This window comes from Viridibacillus sp. FSL H8-0110 (assembly GCF_038003565.1).
Lineage (GTDB): Bacteria > Bacillota > Bacilli > Bacillales_A > Planococcaceae > Viridibacillus > Viridibacillus arenosi.
The window spans coordinates 4,080,373-4,105,382 of record NZ_JBBOPJ010000001.1; the positions used below are offsets into that span (position 1 = coordinate 4,080,373).

Here is a 25,010-nt window from a genome sequence, read left to right on the forward strand (position 1 = left end):
CACCCCTTCTCAAATAGTAGCTGTTTCACTTGGTTGATAACGATTTAAATATCTCTCCGAAATTTTAAATGCTTTCTCTAAAATCACTACAACAATGTAATAAACAATTGCTAATGAAATATACACTTCTAAAGCATGTGCAGTTGAAGCGATTAACGTCTCGCCCCTCCCCATCATATCCATTACACCAATTGTAAAAGCTAAAGAAGTATCTTTTAAAGAACCTATTATAGAATTTGAGATATTAGGAAATGCGATTCTAATTGCTTGTGGAAATATAATTCTATAGAAATTTTGAAAACGAGTCATTCCTATTGAATAAGCTGCTTCCGTTTGACCATAATTGATAGCTGAAATGGCACTGCGAAATATCTCTGCAAAAATTGCTCCATTGCTTAGTGAATAAGTAATAATAACGAAATAGAGTGCATCCATTCTTGTAATATCTATATTCCATATCATTAAAACTGCTGGTAGCCCATAGTAGACAAGGAATAACTGAATAAGTATAGGTGTACCTCTAATAAATGATATATATAAAGTAATCAATTGCTTTAATATTGGAATATGAAACAACTTTGGTATAGCCGCAACTATACCAATTAAAATTCCAAGTATTATAGAATAAATTAAAATTTCTAGAGTAATACCCAAGTATTTTATTAATGTAGGAATAAATTCAATAATTAATGCCGGATCAAATACTTTCCCCATCCACTCGCTTCCTTCCAAACTATTATTTAAAACTCAACAGAATAATCTGCTCCTAGCCATTTCTCGCTCAATTTGCTAACAACTCCCTCTTTCTTTAATTCTCTAAGTGCCTCATCCACTCTATTTGAAAGTGTTGTTTCATCCTTATTTAGCAAGAAATACACTTTAGAATTTAGTAATGTTTCCCCAACTACTTTTTGCTGTGCATCTGCTTGCTCATTATAAAATTCAGCTGCAAAAGGTGTTGAAATAATAGCATCTATACGTTTTGTTTTAAGTTGATTGATAATATCAGTTGTGTTAGTCCCGTAATTGATTTTTGCTCCTAAATTATGTTTTTTATTGTATTCTTCAATGAAAACGGCTGAATTACTAGTTGGAGTAACACTAATTTTTTTCCCTGCTAAATCATTAATTGATTTAATATCATTATTGCCTTGATGAATAGTCACCTTTAACGGAAAAACATTATAAGGTTCTTTATTGAATAAAAACTTTTCTTCTCTTTCTTTATTCACTTCCATTTGATGCGCGATAAGGTCAATTTTTTCAGTTTCTAAGCTTAATAATAAATTTGAAAACTCCATCGTCTTAAATTCAAATTCATATTCCGGTAGCTTTTCATCTATCGCTTTTACAATTTCGATATCATACCCCGTCAACTTTCCTTCATCATTTATAAAACAGATATTTGGAAACTGAGTACCCGTACCAACAATGATTTTCTGAACCTTTGTTGAACTTCCTTTATCATCCACTGACTCTGCCTTTGATGAGCAAGCACTCAATAAAGCTATTACAAATAAAAGACCCCATAACCATAGTTTCTTCATTATTTTCCCTCCCACTTAAATAACTAAATATCTATTTGTTTACTTGGTTTTAATCCAAAACAAATACTTCATCTAATGCTTCTTGCAAATGCTCTATTCCTACTTCCGTTACTCCACGATATACATTTCCTTGACCAATTTCTACAACAGGTACGTGACGTACACCGTATTTTACATCTAAAATATCTCTTAAATGATCATTATTAGTGACATCCACTGTTTTATAAGATAACTCTTTGTCAACTAAATATTTTTTTACATCATCACAATAACTACAGCCTTCTTTTGACCAAATTATAATAGATATATTTTCTGACATGCTATCTACCCCCGGAATATAATATTTTTTTTATAGCTATTATATTGATACTTCTTTGCGTACCATTGTTGCTAAGGATTTTGGACTTAATAATTCAAAGGACTTTAAACGCTCTTCACTTTTAGGTATAGGTGTATGTAAAATAAATTCATCTATACTGTATAACTGATGCAGTTGGTCTAGCGTACTCTTCACTTCAGTAGCTGTGCCAGCAATTATATTCGCTGCATATTCCTTCACCTCATAATCCTGACCGGACTCTTGGCCGAATTTGTCTGCTGCTTCATACGAATTTAAAGTCAAACTACGTCCACTCGCTAAATGTACTTTTACAATCTTTTGGTTCTCAGCTAAAATTCTTGCTTCTTGTGAAGTTGGTGCTGCAATTGTTGCTACAGCTACAATGAATTTTCCATTCGTATTATTTTCCTTATAGACTTTTGATGCCTCAGCAATAATACTGTCATCACTATTAATAAAGCGTGCAAATACAAATGTTATTCCTAATTCCCTAGCTAATTTTGCACTGTTTGGACTAGCACCTAACAAATATAATTCCTGTTTATTAGGTGGTATTGGAGTAGCTTGAATTCCTGCTAGTGGGTGCGTCGCGGGAATTTTGTCATCTATTAATTGCTGTAAGAATATTAAACGTTCCTCAAAATCTTCACCATTATTAACAGTTCCATATTGTAGAGCTTTCGTTGATAAAGGTAATCCACCTGGTGCTTTGCCAATCCCTAAATCTACACGTCCCGGTTCTAGAGTAGACAATACATGAAAGTTTTCTGCTACTTTATATGGACTATAATGTTGAAGCATCACACCTCCAGAACCAATTCTAATTCTTTTTGTTTTAGCTAATAAGTAAGATACCAATACTTCAGGGGATGAACCTGCAACATCAACTGAATTATGATGTTCTGATACCCAAAATCGCTCATACCCCCAATCTTCTGCAAGTTGTGCTAGTTTTACTGACTGTTGCAAAACGTCATGATTAGAAGATCCTTCAATGACTGGACTTTGATCAAGTATTCCAATTTTATATGCCATCGTTCCAACTCTCCTCTTTTCTCCTTAATTGGAATAATCCAACTCGGGAGTCATCCTTTTTAAGAATTGTCTTGTACGTTCTTCTTTCTGCTCAACAAATATATTGTTTGGTGTCCCTTCTTCTACTACAACACCATTATCCATAAAAATAATTCTGTCAGATATTTCTCTAGCGAAGTTCATTTCATGAGTCACGATAATCATTGTTTTTCCTTCTTTAGCAATTTTAGCGATTACTTCTAAAACCTCTCCGACTAATTCTGGGTCTAAGGCTGATGTAGGCTCATCAAATAAAATAACATCGGGATTTAAAGCAAGTGCCCTAGCAATTCCTACACGTTGTTGCTGTCCTCCTGATAATTGACTAGGATAGGAATCTATTTTATTTTTTAGCCCTACTTTTTGCAGCACTTCTAATGCGATTTCTTTCGATTCCTTTGCGTTTCTTTTTTGTACTACAATTAAACCTTCCATTACATTTTGCAGTACTGTTTTATGTTGAAATAAGTTATAGCTTTGAAAAACCATCGCAGATTTTTTACGCAAATTATTAATTTCTTTTTTATTTACCTTACCAGAATTAATAGAAATATCACCGAGTGTTATAGTGCCGCCATCTGGCCTTTCTAAATAATTTAAACACCTTAAAAGTGTTGTCTTTCCAGATCCACTTGGTCCTAAAATTGAAATAATCTCGCCCTTATCGACCTCGATATTAATTCCTTTTAGCACTTCATTATGCCCAAAACTTTTACGTAACTCTTTAATAACAATCATCTAATACCTCCTCTCAATACTTTTATTCAAAAATCATTACTATTCAAATTGAATAACTAGGTATTAATCTAAAAATTTTAAACAGTTTGCTTTATATAGCGGCTTTGTTTGAATGGCAATCCTAAATTCCCTCTTAAAGTATCAGCTTCATAGTCCTCTCGATAAATACCACGATGTTGTAAAATTGGTACAACTTTATCAACAAAATCATTCAATGCGTCTTGCAATGTAGCTGCTATAATAAAACCATCTGCTCCGCGCTCCTCAAACCATAGCTGTACTAAATCCGCAATTTTTTCAGGTGTACCGATAAATTGTGTACGTGGTGTTGCTTCTCGCAACGCAATTTGACGTAAAGTTAATTTTTGCTCTATTGCTTCTTTCTTTATACGGTCTGTATGACTACGAAAGCTATTTGCGCCTATATCACCTAAATCAGGGAATGTTTCATCTAGTGGATATTGAGAAAAGTCGTGATGATCAAAGTAGCGCCCCAAGTAGGCTAGTGCTCGTTCAATAGACACTAAATTTGCTAATTCCTCATATTTTGTTTCTGCTTCCTCTTCAGTATCACCAATAATCGGAGAGATCCCTGGCAAAATAACAACTTCATCAGGATTGCGACCAAAGGTTTTAACTTGATCTTTAACATCCTGGTAAAATTCTTGTGCTTCCTGCAAAGTTTTAGCCATTGTAAAAATGGCATCGGCATCTTTAGCTGCTAAGCGTTTTCCTGCTTCTGATGAACCTGCTTGGAAAATGACTGGCTGCCCTTGCTTTGTGCGACCTATATTCAACGGTCCTTGTACAGAGAAGAATTCTCCTTGATGATTAAGTTGATGTAACTTAGATGGGTCAAAAAATTGATCATTTTCTTTATCCCCAACAAATGCATCATCATCCCAAGAATCCCAAAGACCTGTTGTAACCTCTAAATACTCTTCCGCAATGCGATAACGTTTTGCATGGTCAGGATGTTCATCAACAGTTTTATTGTAATTTAATGCTGTGTTCTCTAATGGGGTTGTTACGACATTCCAACCTGCACGACCATTGCTAATATGATCAAGTGAAGCAAATTGACGTGCAATAGTAAACGGTTCGCTATAAGAAGTCGAGACTGTACCAACAAGACCTATTTTTGAAGTAACCGCAGCTAACGCTGACAAAATAGTTATCGGCTCAAAACGATTCAAGAAATGTGGAATTGATTTCTCATTTATAAATAGACCATCTGCTATAAATACTAAATCAAATTTCCCTTTCTCTGCCTTCTGTGCTTGTTGCGTATAAAAATCTAAATTTACACTTGAATTTGTTAACACTTTTGGATGACGCCATCCTGAAATATTACCACCAACACCATGAATAATCGCACCGAATTTGATTTCTCGTTTTTCAGCCATACTAATACCTCCCATTTTCAATTCCGCATAATTTTTAATCACAAGTTAACTGATAAGAATTATACGTTTTCTAATTGTGGATAATACTAACATTTTTCATATAGAGCTGACAAGAGTAATAATGATAGGAAAAATTAATAATTGATTAAAAATTTCTATCAATCTATTTTCCATTATAGAAATGCATTTATAGAGCGATTTATATCCTTGCGTAGTAGTTCAACCGCTTCACTTTGAAAATATGTTAAATAGACATGTTGCTTAATCAACAACAAATGAGAAGTATCTATTTCTACTAATTCACCTCTTGCAAGCTCATCCTTCACACATAAATAAGGTAAGAACCCAATACAATGTTTATTTTTAATGAGTGATTTTGCTACTTCTAAATGATCTACTTTAAATTCAATAAGAGGTTCTACCTGCTCTACCTCAAACAATTTATAAATCAAATTCCAATCAAAAGCACCACACTCAAAAAACACCATTGGTTCCTCTGCTAGTACTTTTGCGGTGATTATTTTCTTACCTAATAAAGCATGTCCAGGACTAACGATCAATCTCACTGAATTATCAAGCATACTATCTTGTTGAATACCTTCACTTGTTAACTGTTTCATAAAAGCCATATCAATTTGCTTATTCAACAACTTTTCTAACAGCACATCATTTGTAGCAGATACAATTTTAAAGCGTAACTCAGGATTTTGCGTTTTCCAAAAAGACAAAGCAAATGGAATAAAGTATTGAGAAGTTATTATATTTGCCCCAATTACAATTTCATGCTGATTCTCCCGATGTTTCATCTGCTGTTTTCCATCATTAAATGTTTGGATTATTTGCTGAGCATATGGAATAAAATCCCTCCCCTGCTGAGTTAGTATTACTCCTCTTCCTTGCCTTTCAAATAATTCAGTATTCAATTCACGTTCCAATGTTTTAATCCGTGCTGTAACTGTAGGCTGTGATAAGAATAACGCCTTCGATGCTTTATGAAAACTCTGCAAATGCACGACATACATAAAGGCTTCTAAATGATCAATATTCATCTATTTACCTCCCTTTATTATTCCATTTTTCAGTCTTAGTGTACTCGAAAAAGAAAGTAAATACTATGTAATCATCATTCTTGCAGTTACAGCAATTTTGCAGTATTATATGAATACAGGCTGCATTGTTCGTAATCATATTAAGTTTTAACCTTTAAGCTGTAAAAGGGAGTTTTAATTGAGGAAGGATTGGCATGCCGCATTCCATTGTTAATGCGGACAAACATGAAACCCTCTGCGAACACCCACTTTGAGGAGTGGTGGTTTAAAACTTTCAATATTAAAAAATTACGGCATACGCGGCTTATTAAAATTAAATTATCAAACCAGTTTCCTTTAAGGAAACTGGTTTTTTCATTCTATTTCGACTTTCTATTCAAATCCTACTATTGCTAAAAAACGTTCACTTAGTACGGTGCGTACATTCATGAACGTTTTTTTCATTTTACTATCTCTTCAAACAATCTCTGTGAAATTATGCGCTTTTCCATCCAATGCTTTAGCAGAAGTTGATATTTCTACAAAGTCTTGTATTGCTACATTGATTTGATCATGCGTCTCCTCCACACTTTGAGACACTCGGTTTATACTTCCTGTTACTTTTTCAATTTCCAAAGTAATTCCTTCAACATTATCCCTCACTTCGGAAATTGAATGAGCTACCTTTTCAGACAGTTTTCTTACTTCCTTTGCAACAACATCAAAACCTCGACCATGCACTCCTGCCCTAGCAGCTTCAATTGCCGCATTTAATGCTAATAGATTTGTTTGGGAAGCAATTTCACGAATGGTTTTCACAATCCCTTTAATAGAATCAGCCTGACTTTGTAAACTCACTAAATTAACTGTATTTTCCTCTGATTCACTTGCTATACGATTAATCGTCTCACGCAATTCATGACTTCTCATTATTCCGGCTTCGGAACGATTATGTAGCTGTTTGGACATGCTCTTTAAATCGTCGGCTACTTCCACAATCATATTCTGACGCTCTGTTATATTAGTAGCTATTTTTGATACACCTACTATTTTATTACTATTTTCAGCAAAAATAGGCATATAGGTAGCTTCTAACCATACTCGATTTCCCGTTGCATCCATCCGTTCAATTTTATCTTGAAAGCTTCTCCCAGATAGTAGACTTCTCCAAAATCGTTCATAGGATACACTGTTTACGAAGGATGGAAAGCAAAATTCTTTATGATTCTTCCCGTACATTTCTTCTACACTATAACCTAATGTTTGTGCAAAAAGATTATTTACGTATGCCACTTTTCGATTCAAATCAAAACGTATTATTGCTAAATTATTTTCAATGGCTTTCACTACAAGTTCGTCTGTCACCTGATTCTCCAACACATTCATATTATTCAACCCCTTATATTTGAATATTCATGTCATTATTACTCAATGTATTTCACTTTAATTTAACTATGAAAAAGCCATCTAAGTTGATTGAATATATTTATTATCCTCGTTCCAACATACCAACTCTGCGATATATCTAAAAATTTTTAATGATTCTATTGCCTACTAAATAGTTCAATTATGTAAATCTTATATTCTATAAATATTTTAGAATTTCCCTTTCAAAACTATACGGCTTATCTTTTGAACCAAAACGTTGAACAATTTCTCCATTTTGATTCACTAAAAATTTCGTAAAATTCCATTTTACGCTTTTCCCTAAGAAACCTTTTGAATGAGAAGTAACATATTGAAATACTGGGTGTGCATCCTTACCATTTACATTGACAACTTCATGCATTGGAAATGTAACCCCATACGTAAGACGACAGTTGGCAGCTGCCTCTTCTGCAGATGCTACTTCTTGATGAAATTGATTAGACGGAAACCCCAACACAACAAAGCCATCTTTTTTATATTTCTTATATAGCGCCTCAAGTTCATCAAATTGTGGACTAAATCCGCATTTTGTTGCTGTATTAACTATTAACATAACCTTTTCTTTATAACGATCCAAGCTATATTTTGTCCCATCATCCAATCTCACTTCAATATCATAAATACTCACATTTATCCCTCATCTCATTTAATTGTGTTAATAACTTGTTTAATTCGTTTAACCGTGATTTCAATACCCCGTCTTGCACTATTAATGTTTCACATTCCGATACTTTATTGAGAATTTCTTCGGTTATTAAGGATTCTTGTATTTGTGCTTTTTCTGTAAGCGACACAATAATAGCTCGCTTATCTTGAATAGAAATTTCCTTTGTCACCCATCCTTTATCAACTAACTTATTAATTATCGGATTTAGTGTCCCTATGCCTAAACACACTTTTTCACTAAGCTGTTTCACTAATAATTGATCCTTCTCCCAAAGAGCTAAAAGTACCAAATATTGTGGATATGTTAAGTCAAAAGGTTCTAAAACTTGGCGATATAATTTTGTAAATTGATTTGCTGCTTTATAAACTTCAAAACAAAGCTGGTTGTCTAATTTAAATGATTTATTCACATTACTCTCTCCATAAATATATATCGTGTACGATATATATTTTATTTTATATTTCGTGAAATGTAAATTTTTAGTTAAAATATCTTTTCCAATTCTATAATAAGACTTTTTCTTTATGTAACTGCGGATGAAAGCGGACGTAGAACAAAAACAATTTACCTTCGTCTGAATCCATCTGTTTCGAGTACAACAGCAAACCTTCGCCTCCGTGTAGGTTCGGGAAATAATATATTAACCAAAGCCTTAGATTTGAACTAAACAAAAAAAGTTGTTCAATTTAGAAGCGATAACAATTAAAGAACCTATTTGGGAGGTTAACTTTCAAATAGGTTCTTTTTATCTCTACTATAATTGTTGCATATGCTTTTCCATTCCTTCACTAAGCATGTAAAATACTTTATAACATAATAAATCTATAGAGGAGGCACTTCATGCTTAAACGTTTAGTTATCACTGGATACAAAGCACATGAACTTGGTATTTTTAATGATCAACACCCCGGTATAACGATTATAAAGAAGGCATTACATAATCAATTGATTTCCTTAATTAATGATGGATTAGAATGGGTTATTTTAAGTGGACAACTCGGTGTAGAAACTTGGGCAGCAGAAGTTGTACAAGAACTACAAATAGAATATTCAGAGTTAAAATATGCGATTATCACACCTTTTCTGGATCAACAAAAGAATTGGAATGAACAAAAACAAGAAAAATACGATATGATTGCGGCAAAAGCAAACTTTGTGACGAGTTTAACGAAGCGACCATATGAAGCTCCTTGGCAATTTATCGAGAAAAATAAATTCCTTATAAAAAATTCAGATGGTATTCTCATTATTTATGATGAAGAAAACGATGGTTCTCCTAAATATATAAAAAAGCTTGCCGAACTGTATGCCGACAAGCATGATTACACGATCCTCAACATTAACGCCTATGATTTACAGGTTGTTGCTGAAGAAGAACAGATGAAAGAATGGGACTAGTTTTTAGAGGAGAGTTTTTTTAGTTCTCAATGAAATAGTAACTCCACAAACAATTACAATTCCACCTAGTAACTGGACTATTTCAATTGGAGTTCCCAGTACGATTAAACCCACAACCATAGCAATAAATGGTTCCAAGTTCATCAATAACGAGGCATTAGATGCTCCTACTTTTTGAATCGAGTTATTCCAAAGATAAGTACATAGGCCGTGCATAATAATCGCTGTTACTATTAATAGTAACCAATATGATAATGATACAGTAAGGGCTTGCTCCATATACTTCCACTGCACAAATGGTAGCAACCCAATTAAACCAAAAATATTACTATAAAAAGTTATGACGCCAGGTGGCATCGATTTTGATAATTGTTGAACAAAAATGAGGAAAATAGAAAAGGATAGCATTGTTAATGTTATTAATAACTCACCTTTACCAAAGTGAATTGTCACAAAGGAACCATTCGTTATGACTAGCCAAACACCAAGTAGGGCAGCTAATGAGCCGAACCAAAATACTTTTTTCTTTCGCTCCTTAAAAAAGACTACAGATAAAATGGCCGTCATTATAGGGGATAACGCTAAAATAAGAGCAGCTTTTACTGGTTCTGAATATTGTAAACTGGCATAAAAACTCCATTGATTGAGGGTAATACCAATAAGCCCCGCAACAACTAATATTAGAAGCCCCTTTTTAGATAGCCTATAATTTCTTACTTCTCGGTAAGTAATGCTCCATAAAAATAGCACTATAAAAATTAATCGAATAAACGCAATAACACTTGGAGCAAATACATTTACTAATATTGCACCAAAAATAAAATTACTCCCCCAAGCAAAAACACAACAAAATAAAATAAAATACGTAAATAATTGGTTTTTCATAAAAATACCTTTCTATAATTTTTCAGCCTTCACAATAACTCTAGAAAGAGGATACCCCTAAGAGGATCAGTAAACACTGCTTCCTTTAGGGTTATCCTCTAATTATTTATACAAATTGACCATTCACCATGACTGTACGTTTAAGTGGTTTACGTGCAACTACTTCTGCAGATGAAGTGGCATCAAAGAAAATAAAATTTGCATCATCTTGAACATTCGGCCAAACCTTTTGACCTTCCTCATCTAGAGCTGTAAGTCCCCCTGTAATCCATTTCAATGCTTTTCTAAGTGATTTCTCATCAATTTTACCCGTTAATTCACAAAAACGAGTTACTTTTTCAAGAACATCACCAGAGCCATACGGACTCCAAGAATCAAAGAAACCATCACAACCAAAGTTCACATTTACTCCGTATCGATCAAGTAAATCGATTGGTGGGAGCACTCTCTTTAAATTAATAGGAACTGTAGACATAATTGCTACATTATTTTCTGCTAGGCGTGTAGCAATTTTTTCTTGTTCACGGCTAGAGACATCACCTAAGCAAAATGAATGGCTTAAAGCTGTACGTCCATGATAATTTACATCCTCAACAATGTCTACCCATTTATCCACTGTATAATAGCCTACGTGCCCACCATCATGAAGGTGAATATCAACGTCTGCATCAAATTCTGTAGCTATATTCATAGTTTCATATAAAGATCTTTCTATTGCATTATCAATACCTGCTGGGTCTAATCCCCCAACCATTGTTGCCCCATTACGCATCGCCTCTCTAAGTAAAGTAGGAACATGATCTCTTAGCAAACCATGTTGTGGAAATGCAATAATGTCTGCTGTTACTTTACCTTTGAATGAATCCAATGCTGCAATAACACCCTCTAAATTCTTCAGTCCTATATAAGGATCAATATTAACGTGTGTACGGATATGTGTCGCACCATTAGCTAAAATTGTTTCAATCATTTGTGTCGCTCTTTGCTGAGTAGAATCCGCTAGTAATGGCAACTCACTTGCTTCATGAGCCAATCGTTCCTTTAGATTAGCTACGGGTGTACATGCTCTCCATCCTAATGACATATATGTTTTATCAAGATGATTATGCATTTCTTTAAATGTTGGAACGGCAAGTTTCTCTTTCATATCAATACTATCTTCGTTAAAAGGAATGTTTTCAGAAGTAGATATTAATTTTGTTATTTTACCCTCAGTTATTTGAATATGGAATAATGCTGTTTCAGTTTCAACTGTGCCATCTGCTAAGGTTCTTTCTCCTACTTCTAATTTTACATTCGAAAGCCATTGTACTTTACTCATTATTACCCCTCCTGTCCTACTAGTTCTTCATTTGTGAAAATCAGCTGACCTTGTGAAATAACATGCGTAATTGGTCTTCTTCTAGCAACAGCATGTGCAGAGCATTCTGCGTCAAGTAATACTATATTCGCTAAATCCCCCGCTTGAGGCCAAACTCTCGTACCTACATCATTTAGTGGGGTAATTCCACCTGAGGCATATTTCCAGCATCGACTAAGTGAGTATTCATCAATACATTTAAATCTTTCTGCAAATGTATTTAACTTTTCTACAGTATTCCCTGTCCCGAATGGTGACCAGTGATCTGTTAAACTATCGTGTCCAAGCGAAACTTTCACCCCATTATCATATAAGTATGGAATTGGAATAGTTGTTCGACCAATTGGCACCGTTGAAGTGACATCGATTTGAGCATCTGCTAAAGTCTCCGTTAATGCTTCTAACTCTTTACCTTCTAAGTCTCCTAAAGCCATTGCATGACTAATTGTTACTTGACCAACTTTGTTTGCCTGCTTTGTTAATTTCGCTAATTGATAGAACTCAAAAGCACCAAGTGTATTCGGATCATGAATGTGCATGTCGATGCCTGTGCCTGCTTCTAATGCAATATCCATAGTAATATGTAATGATTTATCAATATCACGGTCAATAACAGAGGGGTCTACTCCACCAACTAGTGTGGCACCCATTTTCATAGCTTCACGTATTAATGGTTCAACACCCGAACGTAATAATCCGTGCTGTGGAAACGCTACAATATCATAAGTAACTTGTCCTTCAAATTTTCGAAATGCCTCTTTCGTAATTTCTATATGCTTTGTACCGATTTTAGGATCCACATTACAATGTGATCTGATATGTGTATGCCCTTGAGAAAGTAGTAATTGAATTATATTTTCTGCACGCTGAAGTGCTATAGGAAGTTGAGCAGGTAATAATTCCTCCTCCTCTTCTATTCTAGTAAAAATACCTTTCATAGCTGGCTTACAAGCCTTCCAGGGACCACTAAAATATGTTTTATCAACGTGAATATGCATTTCTCTAAAGGCAGGCATTAATAAAGATTCTTGTGCATCTAAAATATCAATATTTGAAGCCAGTATACCTTTCCCTATTTCAGTTACTTGTCCATTCATAATTAATACATCAAATATCTCTGTTTTCGTACTTACAATATGACCATTTATATAGCTAAAACCTGTTTCTAACTTAGCGTTTTTTATCAATAGATTCTGCATTGCTTACTACCTCCTAATTCTATAATTGTAAGTTGGCTACAATGGGCATCGAATTGTATGCAACTTTCACCCATTCTGTAAATCATATACTATTGTCACTATATTCTCTATTTTCTGTAATCAATAGTTTCATAATTAATATGATATTGACGTATAGCCTATCTTAATTTTTAAATTTGGTATAGGTTTTTACTATCTACAACTAGCCTGATACTCATATTAGTGATGACAAAATAAAAAAGCTATTCCACCAAGTATTTAACACCTGTGGAATAGCCTTAAATTATTGTTCTTTGTTTCCTTCTAATACTTTTAACGTTTTTTTATTTGCCTTCCAGCTCCAATAAGTTGCGAGTAATGGACCCGAAATATTGTGCCAAACACTGAAAATCGCACTCGGCACTGCAGCTAATGGACTGAAATGGGCAACTGCTAATGCTGCTCCTAGACCGGAATTTTGCATTCCTACTTCTATAGATATTGCTTTTTGATCTTCATAATTCAATTTCAGTGCTTTTGCAATTAAGAATCCAAATAGTAACCCTAAACCATTGTGTAAAATAACAACAGCAAATATTAATAGCCCTGTTTCTAAAATTTTATCGCGACTACCACCTACAACAGCAGCTACAATCATTACTATCGCAATAACAGAAATGAAAGGCATCACACCAATTGCAGCATCCGTTTTATTTTTAAATATTAATTTTACAACAACGCCTAAAACAATAGGGATTAAAACAATTTTAACAACAGAGATGAACATATCACTTGCTGATACTTTTAACCACTCACTAGCTAATAAAAACACAATAGTTGGTGTCAAAAGCGGCGCAAGTAGAGTCGTAATAGATGTGACAGTTACAGATAACGCTGTATTCCCTTTCGCTAAAAAAGTCATAACATTTGAAGCTGTCCCCCCGGGGCATGCTCCAACTAAGATGACACCTATTGCGACTTCTGGAGATAAATTAAATACTTTTGCGAGTATGTATGCTAATGATGGCATGACTATAAATTGAGATAAAACACCAACTATAACCCCCTTAGGCTGCTTCAAAATTAATTTAAAGTCTCCTATAGATAGCGTCATCCCCATTCCAAACATAACAATCCCTAATAATAATGAAATATGAGGGGCAATCCACGTAAATTGCTCTGGTGCGTATAATGCTAGACCCGCAACTATCAAGACCCATATGGCAAATGTATCGCCAACAAATTTCCCGATCTTTTCTATCGTCTGCATGTTACTTACCTCCTTAACAATATTATTAGATTATATGCTTGAGGTTTTAAATTATCATACTAAACTAATGGTCTAGTTTATAAACGATGTATTTTAGTAATTTACGATAATAAAAAAAAGATACACCACTATAAAGAAATGATGTACCTTAAAATAATCTTAAGCTTTTAATCTATTAATTCTTTCTTTGATTCTTCTCTTCTCCATGGGATCATATTAAAAATAATATTTAATAGGATAGCAGTTACACTTCCTGCAACGATACCGTTACTTGTTAGGATTTGAACGCTAGAAGGTAAGACTTTGAAGATATCTGGAACAACTGTAACACCAAGGCCCATGCCGATTGCACAAGCGATAATCATTGAATTACCTTCAGATTGATTGATCGTTGTACTTAACATTTTAATGCCTTGTGCGATAACCATTCCGAACATTGCTATCATAGCTCCACCAAGTACTGGAGTTGGAATGATTGTCGTTAATGCTGCTACCTTAGGTAAGAAACCTAAAGTTACTAGGAAACCACCTGTGATGAAAATAACATTGCGTGTACGTACGCCTGTCATTTGTAATAACCCAACATTTTGAGAGAATGCTGTATACGGAAATGAGTTGAAAAGACCACCTATAATAGAAGCTAGACCTTCTGAACGATAACCACGAGCTAAATCCTTTTCTGTCACAGGTTGCTTACATATATCACTAAGTGCAAAGTAAGAACCTGTCGACTCTACTAAAGATACTAATGCTACAAGTGTCATCGTAACGATTGGTTCCCAATGGAATGTTGGTGTACCAAAATAGAATGGCTGAACCATTTGTAAAAAGTCAGCTTCTATTACCGGAGTAAAGTCAACTTTATCCATGAAGATTGCCGCAATTGTTCCGAGTACTAGTCCTATTAAAATAGAAATTGCACGAGCAAATCCTTTTGTAAATCGATAAATTAAAACAATAGTAATCAATGTACCAAATGCTAACGCGATGTTAGGAGCAGAACCGAAATCCTTAGCTCCTTGGCCACCACCCATATTGTTAATAGCAACTGGTATTAAAGTGATTCCTATAATTGTTACAACTGAACCAGTGACAACTGGTGGGAAAAAACGTACTAACTTTCCAAAAAAACTTGCAATTAATACTACAATTAGGCCTGAAGCAATGACAGAACCATAAATTGCGGATAAGCCATATCCTTTACCAATTGCAATAATTGGTGCTACTGCCGTAAAGGTACAGCCTAAAACGATTGGTAAACCTATACCAAAAAATTTACCACGTACCACTTGTAATAGTGTTGCAATACCGCACATCATAATATCAATGGAAACTAAATACGTTAATTGCGTTGAATCAAACCCTAAAGACTTACCAATGATTAAAGGAACTAGAATAGCCCCCGCATACATTGCTAATAAATGCTGAATCCCAAGTGTCACTAATTTCAGGTTTTTCATCGAGCTGAGTCTCCTTCGGCAAATGTAACTTTACCGTCTTCCAAAGATGAAATGATTGCTAGAGAATCAATACGAATACCTTTTTCACGAAGTAGCTTGCCACCATCTTGGAAACCCTTTTCAATGACAATACCTACGCCACTAGCAGTTGCGCCTGCTTGTCCAACGATATCAAGTAAGCCTTTCACAGCTTCTCCATTCGCTAAGAAATCATCGATAATTAGTACAACATCATCTGATTTCAAGAAATCTTTTGATACAGAAATTTCATTCGTTTCATTTTTTGTAAATGAATGAACTTTTGAAGAATATAAATTTCCTGCTAAAGTTAAAGATTTACGTTTACGAGCAAATACTACGGGTATACCTAAAATAAGGCCTGCCATAGTAGCTGGTGCAATACCTGAAGATTCGATTGTAACGATTTTTGTTAAACCTGCATCTTTATAGCGATTGGCAAACTCTTGACCGATTTCTTGCATAAGTTTCGGATCGATTTGGTGATTCAAGAAAGAATCAACTTTTAATACTGTGTCTGATAATACTTTACCATCTTGTACGATTTTGTCCTGCAGTGCCTTCAAGTTTAGGCGCTCCCTTCTTTTCCTAGCGGTTTCTAAATTTTTACTATATTAATCATTAATAAGCGTTTGTATCAACTAGAATATAATAAAAAAACTCAGAAACCATGCATCCATTCATACTACGAGTGGAGCAAAGTCCCTAGAGCTAAAAGTTCTTTGGGTATAGAAAAATAATGTCTTTAGACATTTACTTTCTATATCATTGCCTCTCATAGTCAGTTTGTTTACGGCAAACCGGTAGAAACTTGCGAGCCTTATTCTCGCTTTTATATGAGTGAATGCTATTAAGATTTTCGTTATAGAATGTTCCTATTATAGCACTGAAATTTTGAATTTCAATCCTTACAAATAATGAAAGACTATTCAATCTTTTTCGCCCTTTTAAAGCACTAAACCAAAAGGAACTATGTGGTATTTAACTAGTTCCATCTATATAAGTATCTCATTCATTTCAACTCAGCAAATTGGAATTTATGCTATAATTCCCCTTAAGGTATTTTACAAAAAATACAATTTCAAGGAGTCGAAGATGTGGTATGAGTAAATGTCCTAAATGTGATGGAAACGTATTGAAAAAAGGGGTGCTTCACAGTGGTGCTGTAATACTTCAAATGGTGCCAGCAAGCAATACTAGAGGGAAATCTTCACCTGTATCAGCAGAGTATTGTAATGATTGTGGATACATTGAAGCTCTTTATGTCACTGAACTTAAGAATTTGCAATAACTCTTCTTATTCCATTATTGATTAAATGCCCTTCAGATAATTTATTGCTTTACTTCCCTTAAACACGTTCATGAATATGTTTAATAGTGCAAATGGGTATAAATTAATTAAACAAAAAACTACGCAGCCTAAAGGCTACGTAGTTTTTTAGGTTAACGGTGACTATCAAAGTCACAATCTTCTAGTTTTACGACTTTCGTTTTATGAACAATTTTATAGCCGAACCAAATGGCTAAGAAAATTGGTAATCCGATATATGAAACAAGCATACCGTACCAATCGATATGGTCACCTGTGAATGCTGTATAGTTTTGACCAACAACAACAATTGCACAAAGTACAAAGGCAAAAATCGGACCGAACGGGAACCATTTTGCTTTATAAGGTAATTCGTTTAAATCGCGACCTTGTATGATATATGCTTTACGGAATCGGTAATGACTTACTGCGATCCCTAGCCAAGCCACAAACCCACACATACCTGAGGCATTTAGCAACCAAATATAGACAACACCATCACCGAAGAATGATGCAATGAATGATACACAAGCAACTAAACAAGTTGCTACTAGTGCTGCCATCGGAATACCGCGTTTGTTTAGTTTGGTAAACATTTTTGGTGCTTTACCGTCTTTAGCAAGCTCCCAAAGCATACGTGAAGATGCATATAAACCAGAGTTTCCTGAAGATAATATCGCCGTTAAAATGATCGCATTCATAACTGAAGCTGCAAACGCGATACCTGCATTTTCAAATACTAATGTGAACGGACTAACTGTAATATCACTACTAGCTAAACGTTCATCAGTAAATGGAATTAATAAGCCAATCGCTAAAATTGCTAAAATGTAGAATAAAAGGATACGCCAGAAAACTTGACGAACAGCTTTCGGAATATTTTTTCCTGGATCATCTGTTTCACCCGCAGTAATCCCAAGTAGCTCAGTTCCTTGGAATGAGAAACCTGCTGCTAAGAAAATACCGAACATTGCGAAAAAACCACCATGGAATGGACCATCTTCAATGAAGAAATTTTTGAATCCAACTGGGTCTTGTCCACCCATCAAACCAAATACCATCAAGAAACTAACGATGATAAAGACAACAATTGTAACGACTTTAATTAGTGAAAACCAATATTCACTTTCACCAAAGCTTTTAATCGATAAGACATTCAAAGTGAAGATGATTACTAAAAATCCTGCTGTCCAGACAAATGATGATACGTCTGGGAACCAAAATTTCATAATTAATGATACCGCTGCAATTTCTGCTGCGATCGTAATTGCCCAGTTATACCAGTAGTTCCAACCAAGAGCAAAGCCAAGCGCTGGGTCAACGAATTTAGATGCGTAAGTACTAAATGAACCTGATACAGGCATAAATGCTGCCATTTCCCCTAAACTTGTCATTAAAAAGAACACCATAATACCAATTAAAGAATATGCTAATAACGCTCCACCTGGACCCGCTTCGTGGATAGCTCCACCACTTGCTAAGAACAGCCCTGTACCGATTGTTCCTCCAAGTGAAATCATCGTCACGTGACGACTTTTCAATCCTCTATTAAGACCTTGCGTTTCTACGCTTTGGCCATTATTTTTATTACTCATTAAGAATCTCCTCTTTCCATTTTTCATTGCAAGAAGGTTAACTTGATGTCATAAAAAATACCATCACAAGGAATATGCGATGGTATCGAAATATGCCCATCAACCTTGATAAAGATAGCTCAACACGCCTGCTAAGACGTGACAGTTCTGCACCTTTCGGCAACAGCCCCAATGATTATAAGAAAAAGCTTATAATCACTTCGGCGATATTCCCTTTCAAATAGAATCCCCGACGCTTTTCGTCTCATCCATTTTACTTTTTAATACCGCGACCTCTACCTCATCGAATGGATGAGGCATTGCAATATATTAATTTAATATGTCCCCATTATAATACAAGAGTGTTCTATATTCAAGATGTAAATTATCTTGAATATTAGAACAATTTAAGTTAATTTTTGTTAAGACTTCAGAATATAACTTTTGCATCACTCGGTAGCGTTTGAATATGTTTTAAGTAATTGAGCACTATCACACTTTCTCCATAACCTTGGAATGAAAGCATGCTAGCAACATTTGTTGCTGTATTTTGGAATAAATCACACATAGTAAATAGTGCTTGCCATGCTGAATCATAGCTAGCATTATTATATGTTGCGAGTAACTGCTCCCACACCTTTTTTGGTAACAGGTACTCTAGGTCCTTGCCATTTTTACCAACGCTTTTAGAAAAGTCTGTTTGCACTCCGACTTGCCAAGAAAGCATTTGAATCAGCATTTCACGCGTATTATTAAAATGTGCTTGTGCATAGAGCATTTCTTTTCTCCATAAACCTTTCGCAATATATGTAGAAACCCACCAAAATTCATTACAACAATCCTTATAATGTTCTTCTGTCGGGCATTGCACCCAATAATTCACATCCGTTGGTGAAGGGAGTTTAGGAAGTGACCCATCTTTATCTAACAAGATTGTGGTTAAACTATCTTCCTTACAATATTCTTCTTGTTCTTCGACAGGGATAAGCATCAAATCAATTCGGTTTCCATCCGAAAATTGCATCAAGTATGTATAGCGCCCACCAAGTTCAGGAGGAAACAACACCATATCTTCTGGCGTTTGCATAATGATTCTCTCTCCAAAAATATTTACCCAATAAGGGGTGTTAGTAAATGATTTGATATCCGTCACAATATAAACGATATCAAAATCTTGAAAGGGATCCTTTTTCACATTCATATTTGTTCTTGAACCATTCATACAAACCGCGCGTACGCGATCATCATTTTTCGCTATATCTAGGATTAAATCCATCATTTGCTGCGCTGTTCTCATCATCAATACCCCCGTATTAAATTGGTGATTTTATTTTGAGCCATCTTATTATAATTATCAATTTTCTTTGATATAATTAACCTTTGTCAATTAGTAGGTTTAAAATATTATAAGATTTATAAATATATATAATAGGAGGAGTTACAATTGGCAACAAATAAAGCTGTTCAAAATGGCAACAAGCTAAAATGGAATCGTAAAGTTTGGCTACTTGTAATTGGGATTATTTTCATTGCTTCTACATTACGTGCTCCTTTAACTTCTGTAGGTCCAATTATCTCATTCATTCGTGATGGTCTTCATATTTCAAATGTATTAGCAGGATTTATCACAACGATCCCTTTGCTTGCTTTTGCTGCTATTTCACCATTAGCGCCAAAATTTTCAAAGCGCTTTGGCATAGAACGTACTTTACTATTCTCAACAGCATTACTTGCTGTAGGGATTCTTACTCGATCATTAGGTACCACATCCACACTGTTATTAGGTACTTCTCTAATCGGTGTAGCAATTGCTTTTGGAAATGTACTGTTACCAAGTTTGATTAAATTAAAATTCCCTTTACAAGTTGGGTTACTAACAGGAATTTTCACTGTTTCGATGAATCTATCTGCAAGTTTAGCAGCTGGTATTAGCTATCCACTTGCTAGCGGAGAACTCGGCTGGAGAATTGCGTTAGGTATCTGGTTCATTTTAGCAATAATCGCTATTATTGTTTGGGTCCCACAAATTCGTAAATCTAAGTCTGAATCTAATATTGGCTCTGAAACTAATAAAGAACACATCCCACTTTGGAAATCACCTCTAACTTGGACAGTTACATTAGCAATGGGCTTCCAATCTCTTATTTTCTATACAACTGCGGCTTGGATTCCTGAAATGTTGCAATCACAAGGTATGAGTGCTAATACAGCTGGGTGGATGTTCTCCTTTATGCAGTTCTCGCAATTACCTGCAACATTTATGATTCCCATTATTGCTGGCCGTAGAAAAGATCAACGCCCACTTGTTATTGTTTTCGGCGTTCTTTATCTAGTAGGATTCGGAGGTATTTTAGCTGGATGGACCTCTTTAACAGTGTTATGGATGATTTTACTTGGACTTGCAGGTGGTGCATCATTTAGTTTAGCTATGATGTATTTTTCACTGCGCACGCGTACTGCTCATGAAGCGGCAGAATTATCTGGTACTGCTCAATCACTTGGTTATTTATTAGCTGCTATCGGTCCTGTACTATTTGGCTATGTTCACGATATTACCAATAGCTGGACAACAGCTATCATTCTATTCATCTTTACAGTTCTGCTATTAGTAACTGTTAGTATGCATGCTGCAAAAGAAGGTTATGTTACCCCTGAAAAATAGAGTTGAATCCGAGCTTATAATGGTTAGGGTTTTTATATTACTAGGCGCAAGTTATCCACATAAAAAAGCTATTAGGTAGTTTAACCACTACCTAATAGCTTTTAATTTTTATTGTCTTTATAATTGCTGGCTTACTATTTCCCCTCCACTTTATGTCACACAATTATAATATTGCTATAAATTACTTCTCAAAATGATAGCGACCGTTAAATAATCCAATTGTGCCAGGTTCTTTAGCACCTGAAAAATTAACTTGGAATGGAAATTCGCCTTGTTCTGCTAATACTTTTGCAACAACTCCATCTCCAATAGGACTAGCAAAGTATAAGTCCCCTCCAGCTAATGTAAGAACCTGTACAATAGCATTCAACTCTGGATCGACATATGCTTCTGCAACCTCTAACCCTAAATAACGAGACCATTTTTCAGCAGTTTTTTCAGCATCTATTACAGCAAAAGTAACACCTGCAAATTCTAACTTTTCTGGTTGATTTCCAATGACACCTTTTTCAATTTGTTCCTGTCTACGGGCATCGTCATTATCGTCCCATTGAATAATAAATGGTAATTGAAGAGAGTCATTTCCTTCACCAGCATAAAGTAACTGCCAGCTAATAATACTGCCATCTGGTCGTTTTCTGTTCATTGGTACTGGCCCATTTACTGATAAACCTTGCTCTTTCAAACGCTCTGCTATACCTTCAATATCCGTTGTACGAGCTGCAAATCTTACGAAACCTTCTTTGAATTTATTATTTACTACTGTTTCAATAAGGCTGTGATGTAAATGTTTTGCCCCTGCTACTAATTCTCTGTCGTATGTACCAAGGTACTCTATATAACTTAGATCAAAGTAACTAAGTGCATTGTACGTTCCGCGCCCTTCATGAACGCCACCTTCAACAGCGTAAATTCCTTGATTTTGTAATGGCTTAATTACTTCTTTTGGCTCATCCACAAAATGTACTAAGTGATCAAAAGATAATGTCATGTTCCAGTCCCCCTTATTTAAATAAATAATGTGAAACGATTTTCACAAATGATTTCTCTATAGTTAATAACGCTCTTTCATCAAAATCAAATTTTGGATGATGATGTGCAAAATGAGTGCGTTCGTCGTCATTTCGTGAACCTGCTTTAAAATAAGTACCTGGCTTTTCATTTAAAAAGTACGCGAAATCCTCCCCACCCATTGACGGTTCAAAATCAATCACAGATTCTGTACCGAATTCTGCTTCAAATAATTCTTTCACAAGCTCTGTTTCAGTTGGATGATTGTAAAGGGCTGGGTAGCCATGCAAATAATCGATTTCACATGTGGCATGTGCTGATTCCGTTACTCCTTTGACAATTGAGTAGATTTCTTCTTTTACCTTACTCCGAACATCCTCTGTCATCGTCCGGACCGTTCCTTCAATAATTGCCGAATCTGCAATGATATTAAAGGCACTTCCAGCGTGGAATACACCAACTGTCACCACCGCTGCATCAAATGGATTTAAGCGACGACTGACAATTTTTTGCAACGCTCCAACGATTTCACTACCCACTATAATCGAATCGATGGATTGCTGTGGTTTCGCACCATGCCCTCCTAGTCCTTGGATTTTAATTGTGAATTTATCAACTGCAGCCATTTTGAAACCATCCCCAACAGATACCTTTCCAACTGGCGAACCCGAGTCTAAATGCGCACCAAATACATAATCTACATCCTTTAATACATCTTCAGCAATCATGAATTTCGCACCACCAGGAGGTTTTTCTTCCGCATGTTGGAAAACAAAAATGATGTTACCGTGCAGATGCTCTCTGTAATGGCTTAGCGTTTTCGCTGTTCCAAGTAATGAGGCTGTATGTCCATCATGACCACATGCATGCATAACACCATCTTTTTGAGATTTATAAGTAACTTCTTTTAAATCTGCGATTGGTAATGCATCAAAATCTGCTCTTAAAGCGATTGTTTGACCAGCTTGATCCCCCTTCAAAACACCGATTAAACCATTTCCGCCTATCCCTTTTTTCACCTCTAAACCGAAGCCCTCAAGTTTTTCTGCTATAAATTTTGCAGTTTCATATTCTTCAAAAGATAACTCTGGATGCTCATGCAAATATCTCCTCCATCCAACAATTTCATCAAAATCTTTATCTATTTCTTCATAAATTGTAGTTAAAAGTTCTTTTTGCGTTATCGCACTCATTCAATATTCCTCCCTCAATTTATACCTTTAATTCAAATAGGTTTACTTTGAATTTGAGTTAAATTTTTTTCTTAGAACTTTTCATTATATGCTCTGTAAATTTATTTCATGATAATAAAAAAGTCGATTTCTCTATTTCATTTAGAGAAATCAACTCGGTATGTAAGTCTCTCCTCATCTATCAAGTTTTTAATCAACTTGCTGGAAGTAGCACCTTACTTTAATAGCGGTTGCTGAGATATCACAGGGCCAGTCCCTCCACCTCTCTTGATAAGAAAACCTATTGAATTAGTAGTAATTAAAATCATGTTACGCCAATCCATTGAAAATTGCAATAAATTTCCTGCTATTTTCTAAATCAATACGGCGCTTTCTGATAAAAATAATTTGGTGTTTTACGTTCATTGTCATATGGTTTATGGAATATATGCGTTGTAGCCGGTGATAACGGTGGAATAAGCCATGTCCAATTCCCTGTTACGTCACGCCCTGCAGTTTGTTCATTGGATTCGAAGCGTTTAAATTGTTGTGCTGCTGTATGGTGATCTACAATACTCACTTCATCTTCTTTATACGAATATAAAACGGCCGCATTCAATTCAACTAATGCACGGTCTTTCCATAAGGAAGAATTTGAAGATGTATTTAAACCCATTTTTTCTGCGATTGTCGGTAACATATTATATCGATAATCATCTGCTAGGTTACGCGCACCAATTTCCGTTCCCATATACCAGCCATTAAACGGAGCAGCTGCATATGTAATACCACCAACTTCTAATTTCATATTCGAAATCATCGGTACCGCATACCACTTCAGACCAAGTTCCTTAAACCACTCAAATTCAGGGTGTCGGATTGGTACTTCTAATATATATTCAGCTGGAATATCGAATACTTGCGGTTCTCTTTCTCCAATTTGAATAACTAGTGGCAAAACATCGAAACGCCCACCTTTTCCTTGCCAGCCAAGTTGCTCACATTTCTTCGTAAACTCTACCGAATCTGGATCTCCAACAACGCCATTTGCTGTTTCATACCCAGCATAGCGGATTAATTGATGATTCCAAACACGTACGTTAGGTTGAGAGAAAATTGTAATCGTCGGACGGATTCGACCACCATTTGTTGCAAAATCAATATGCTCTAGAAGTCCTTGAAAAATGTCGTGCTCGCTTGTCAATTCCCGCTTATCAAGCACTTGCAACGTTTGCCAAAACAAACGACCTATACATTTATTACTATTACGCCAACCTACTTGTGCACCAAATCTCAGTTCATCTATTGTATGTTCATAATATCCATTATCTTGGATATCATTCTCTACTTCAACTAAGCGTCTTACTAACTCCTCTTCAGATCGCTCCGTTTCCGAATAATACAACTTTATAAAATCAATAGCCTCATTCAACATCGCCATAGTTCCTCCTGTCACCACTCGACTTCCTATCTACCATCATAGAA

Annotated in this window: 24 protein-coding genes, 1 other RNA gene and 3 riboswitches; of the genes, 4 read left to right on the top strand and 21 right to left on the bottom strand. The window is 35.3% G+C overall.

From position 1 onward, the window contains the following. Positions 1-9: 9 nt before the first annotated feature. From MHH98_RS20190 to MHH98_RS20220, 7 genes are all read right to left on the bottom strand, one after another. Positions 10-714, bottom strand: coding sequence for an amino acid ABC transporter permease (locus tag MHH98_RS20190; RefSeq protein WP_038180508.1), 705 nt, complete (start codon positions 712-714; stop codon positions 10-12). Positions 715-740: 26 nt separating this feature from the next. Further along, the gene (locus tag MHH98_RS20195) at positions 741-1,547 is read right to left on the bottom strand and encodes a transporter substrate-binding domain-containing protein (protein WP_038180511.1); all 807 of its coding nucleotides are present in this window, start codon (positions 1,545-1,547) and stop codon (positions 741-743) included. Positions 1,548-1,596: 49 nt separating this feature from the next. Then, complete coding sequence (locus tag MHH98_RS20200) at positions 1,597-1,866, bottom strand: glutaredoxin family protein (protein ID WP_038180513.1); 270 nt, start codon at positions 1,864-1,866, stop codon at positions 1,597-1,599. 39 nt (positions 1,867-1,905) lie between these two features. Then, on the bottom strand, positions 1,906-2,922 hold the full coding sequence (locus MHH98_RS20205; RefSeq protein ID WP_038180515.1) for an LLM class flavin-dependent oxidoreductase: 1,017 nt from the start codon (positions 2,920-2,922) through the stop codon (positions 1,906-1,908). Between the two features lie 24 nt (positions 2,923-2,946). After that, positions 2,947-3,699 (bottom strand): amino acid ABC transporter ATP-binding protein, encoded by a 753-nt coding sequence (locus MHH98_RS20210; protein ID WP_340713429.1) that lies wholly within the window; start codon positions 3,697-3,699, stop codon positions 2,947-2,949. Positions 3,700-3,776: 77 nt separating this feature from the next. After that, positions 3,777-5,105: an LLM class flavin-dependent oxidoreductase gene (locus MHH98_RS20215; protein WP_340713432.1), complete on the bottom strand. Its 1,329-nt coding sequence runs from the start codon at positions 5,103-5,105 to the stop codon at positions 3,777-3,779. A gap of 173 nt (positions 5,106-5,278) precedes the next feature. Continuing rightward, the gene (locus MHH98_RS20220; protein WP_076034238.1) at positions 5,279-6,154 is read right to left on the bottom strand and encodes a LysR family transcriptional regulator; all 876 of its coding nucleotides are present in this window, start codon (positions 6,152-6,154) and stop codon (positions 5,279-5,281) included. 114 nt (positions 6,155-6,268) lie between these two features. Here MHH98_RS20220 and ssrS point away from each other — a divergent pair. Further along, a non-coding RNA gene (ssrS, locus tag MHH98_RS20225) (6S RNA) lies at positions 6,269-6,464 on the top strand. Between the two features lie 146 nt (positions 6,465-6,610). On the opposite strand, the gene MHH98_RS20230 is transcribed toward ssrS, so the two are convergent. From MHH98_RS20230 to MHH98_RS20240, 3 genes are all read right to left on the bottom strand, one after another. Next, entirely contained in the window at positions 6,611-7,519 is a 909-nt protein-coding gene (locus MHH98_RS20230) for a methyl-accepting chemotaxis protein (protein ID WP_038180526.1), read from the bottom strand. 199 nt (positions 7,520-7,718) lie between these two features. Continuing rightward, entirely contained in the window at positions 7,719-8,189 is a 471-nt protein-coding gene (locus MHH98_RS20235; RefSeq protein WP_038180530.1) for a glutathione peroxidase, read from the bottom strand. Then, positions 8,176-8,637 carry a MarR family winged helix-turn-helix transcriptional regulator gene (locus tag MHH98_RS20240; RefSeq protein WP_038180533.1) on the bottom strand — a complete coding sequence of 154 codons (462 nt, stop codon included), beginning with the start codon at positions 8,635-8,637 and terminating at the stop codon, positions 8,176-8,178. The genes MHH98_RS20235 and MHH98_RS20240 overlap by 14 nt, the downstream gene beginning before the upstream one ends. A gap of 431 nt (positions 8,638-9,068) precedes the next feature. Between MHH98_RS20240 and MHH98_RS20245 the strand changes: the two genes are divergently transcribed. Further along, positions 9,069-9,626, top strand: coding sequence for an SLOG family protein (locus MHH98_RS20245; protein WP_076034236.1), 558 nt, complete (start codon positions 9,069-9,071; stop codon positions 9,624-9,626). A gap of 3 nt (positions 9,627-9,629) precedes the next feature. Here the strand turns inward: MHH98_RS20245 and MHH98_RS20250 are convergent, their stop codons facing one another. The 6 genes from MHH98_RS20250 to MHH98_RS20275 form a co-directional block, all read right to left on the bottom strand. Beyond that, positions 9,630-10,511, bottom strand: a complete 882-nt coding sequence (locus tag MHH98_RS20250) for a DMT family transporter (RefSeq protein WP_076034235.1) — start codon at positions 10,509-10,511, stop codon at positions 9,630-9,632. 106 nt (positions 10,512-10,617) lie between these two features. After that, positions 10,618-11,832, bottom strand: a complete 1,215-nt coding sequence (locus MHH98_RS20255; protein ID WP_038180539.1) for an amidohydrolase — start codon at positions 11,830-11,832, stop codon at positions 10,618-10,620. A 2-nt stretch (positions 11,833-11,834) separates the two neighbouring features. Next, entirely contained in the window at positions 11,835-13,070 is a 1,236-nt protein-coding gene (locus MHH98_RS20260) for an amidohydrolase (protein WP_340713434.1), read from the bottom strand. Positions 13,071-13,353: 283 nt separating this feature from the next. Continuing rightward, positions 13,354-14,319 (bottom strand): bile acid:sodium symporter family protein, encoded by a 966-nt coding sequence (locus MHH98_RS20265; RefSeq protein WP_038180545.1) that lies wholly within the window; start codon positions 14,317-14,319, stop codon positions 13,354-13,356. A 167-nt stretch (positions 14,320-14,486) separates the two neighbouring features. Then, positions 14,487-15,779 (bottom strand): nucleobase:cation symporter-2 family protein, encoded by a 1,293-nt coding sequence (locus MHH98_RS20270; protein WP_143691037.1) that lies wholly within the window; start codon positions 15,777-15,779, stop codon positions 14,487-14,489. Beyond that, on the bottom strand, positions 15,776-16,363 hold the full coding sequence (locus MHH98_RS20275) for a xanthine phosphoribosyltransferase (protein WP_038180547.1): 588 nt from the start codon (positions 16,361-16,363) through the stop codon (positions 15,776-15,778). The genes MHH98_RS20270 and MHH98_RS20275 overlap by 4 nt, the downstream gene beginning before the upstream one ends. A gap of 192 nt (positions 16,364-16,555) precedes the next feature. Next, positions 16,556-16,657, bottom strand: a riboswitch (purine riboswitch). Positions 16,658-16,899: 242 nt separating this feature from the next. On the opposite strand from MHH98_RS20275, the gene MHH98_RS20280 reads away from it, so the two are divergent. Further along, the gene (locus tag MHH98_RS20280; RefSeq protein ID WP_038180550.1) at positions 16,900-17,088 is read left to right on the top strand and encodes a hypothetical protein; all 189 of its coding nucleotides are present in this window, start codon (positions 16,900-16,902) and stop codon (positions 17,086-17,088) included. A gap of 152 nt (positions 17,089-17,240) precedes the next feature. Here MHH98_RS20280 and MHH98_RS20285 read toward each other — a convergent pair whose 3' ends face one another. Together MHH98_RS20285 and MHH98_RS20290 are read right to left on the bottom strand one after the other, a co-directional pair. Next, positions 17,241-18,701: an amino acid permease gene (locus tag MHH98_RS20285; protein ID WP_038180553.1), complete on the bottom strand. Its 1,461-nt coding sequence runs from the start codon at positions 18,699-18,701 to the stop codon at positions 17,241-17,243. A 107-nt stretch (positions 18,702-18,808) separates the two neighbouring features. Next, a riboswitch (Lysine riboswitch) is annotated at positions 18,809-18,987 on the bottom strand. A gap of 123 nt (positions 18,988-19,110) precedes the next feature. Then, entirely contained in the window at positions 19,111-19,977 is an 867-nt protein-coding gene (locus MHH98_RS20290) for an aminoglycoside 6-adenylyltransferase (protein WP_076034234.1), read from the bottom strand. Positions 19,978-20,124: 147 nt separating this feature from the next. Here MHH98_RS20290 and MHH98_RS20295 point away from each other — a divergent pair, with 147 nt between their 5' ends. Then, the gene (locus MHH98_RS20295) at positions 20,125-21,342 is read left to right on the top strand and encodes a CynX/NimT family MFS transporter (protein ID WP_340713436.1); all 1,218 of its coding nucleotides are present in this window, start codon (positions 20,125-20,127) and stop codon (positions 21,340-21,342) included. 181 nt (positions 21,343-21,523) lie between these two features. Here MHH98_RS20295 and MHH98_RS20300 read toward each other — a convergent pair whose 3' ends face one another. From MHH98_RS20300 to MHH98_RS20310, 3 genes are all read right to left on the bottom strand, one after another. Further along, entirely contained in the window at positions 21,524-22,333 is an 810-nt protein-coding gene (locus tag MHH98_RS20300; RefSeq protein ID WP_051448588.1) for a VOC family protein, read from the bottom strand. A gap of 13 nt (positions 22,334-22,346) precedes the next feature. Next, positions 22,347-23,546, bottom strand: a complete 1,200-nt coding sequence (locus tag MHH98_RS20305; protein ID WP_083669625.1) for a M20 metallopeptidase family protein — start codon at positions 23,544-23,546, stop codon at positions 22,347-22,349. A 171-nt stretch (positions 23,547-23,717) separates the two neighbouring features. Continuing rightward, positions 23,718-23,823, bottom strand: a riboswitch (SAM riboswitch). Between the two features lie 81 nt (positions 23,824-23,904). Next, positions 23,905-24,966: a nitric oxide synthase oxygenase gene (locus MHH98_RS20310; protein ID WP_340713560.1), complete on the bottom strand. Its 1,062-nt coding sequence runs from the start codon at positions 24,964-24,966 to the stop codon at positions 23,905-23,907. Positions 24,967-25,010 lie beyond the last annotated feature (44 nt).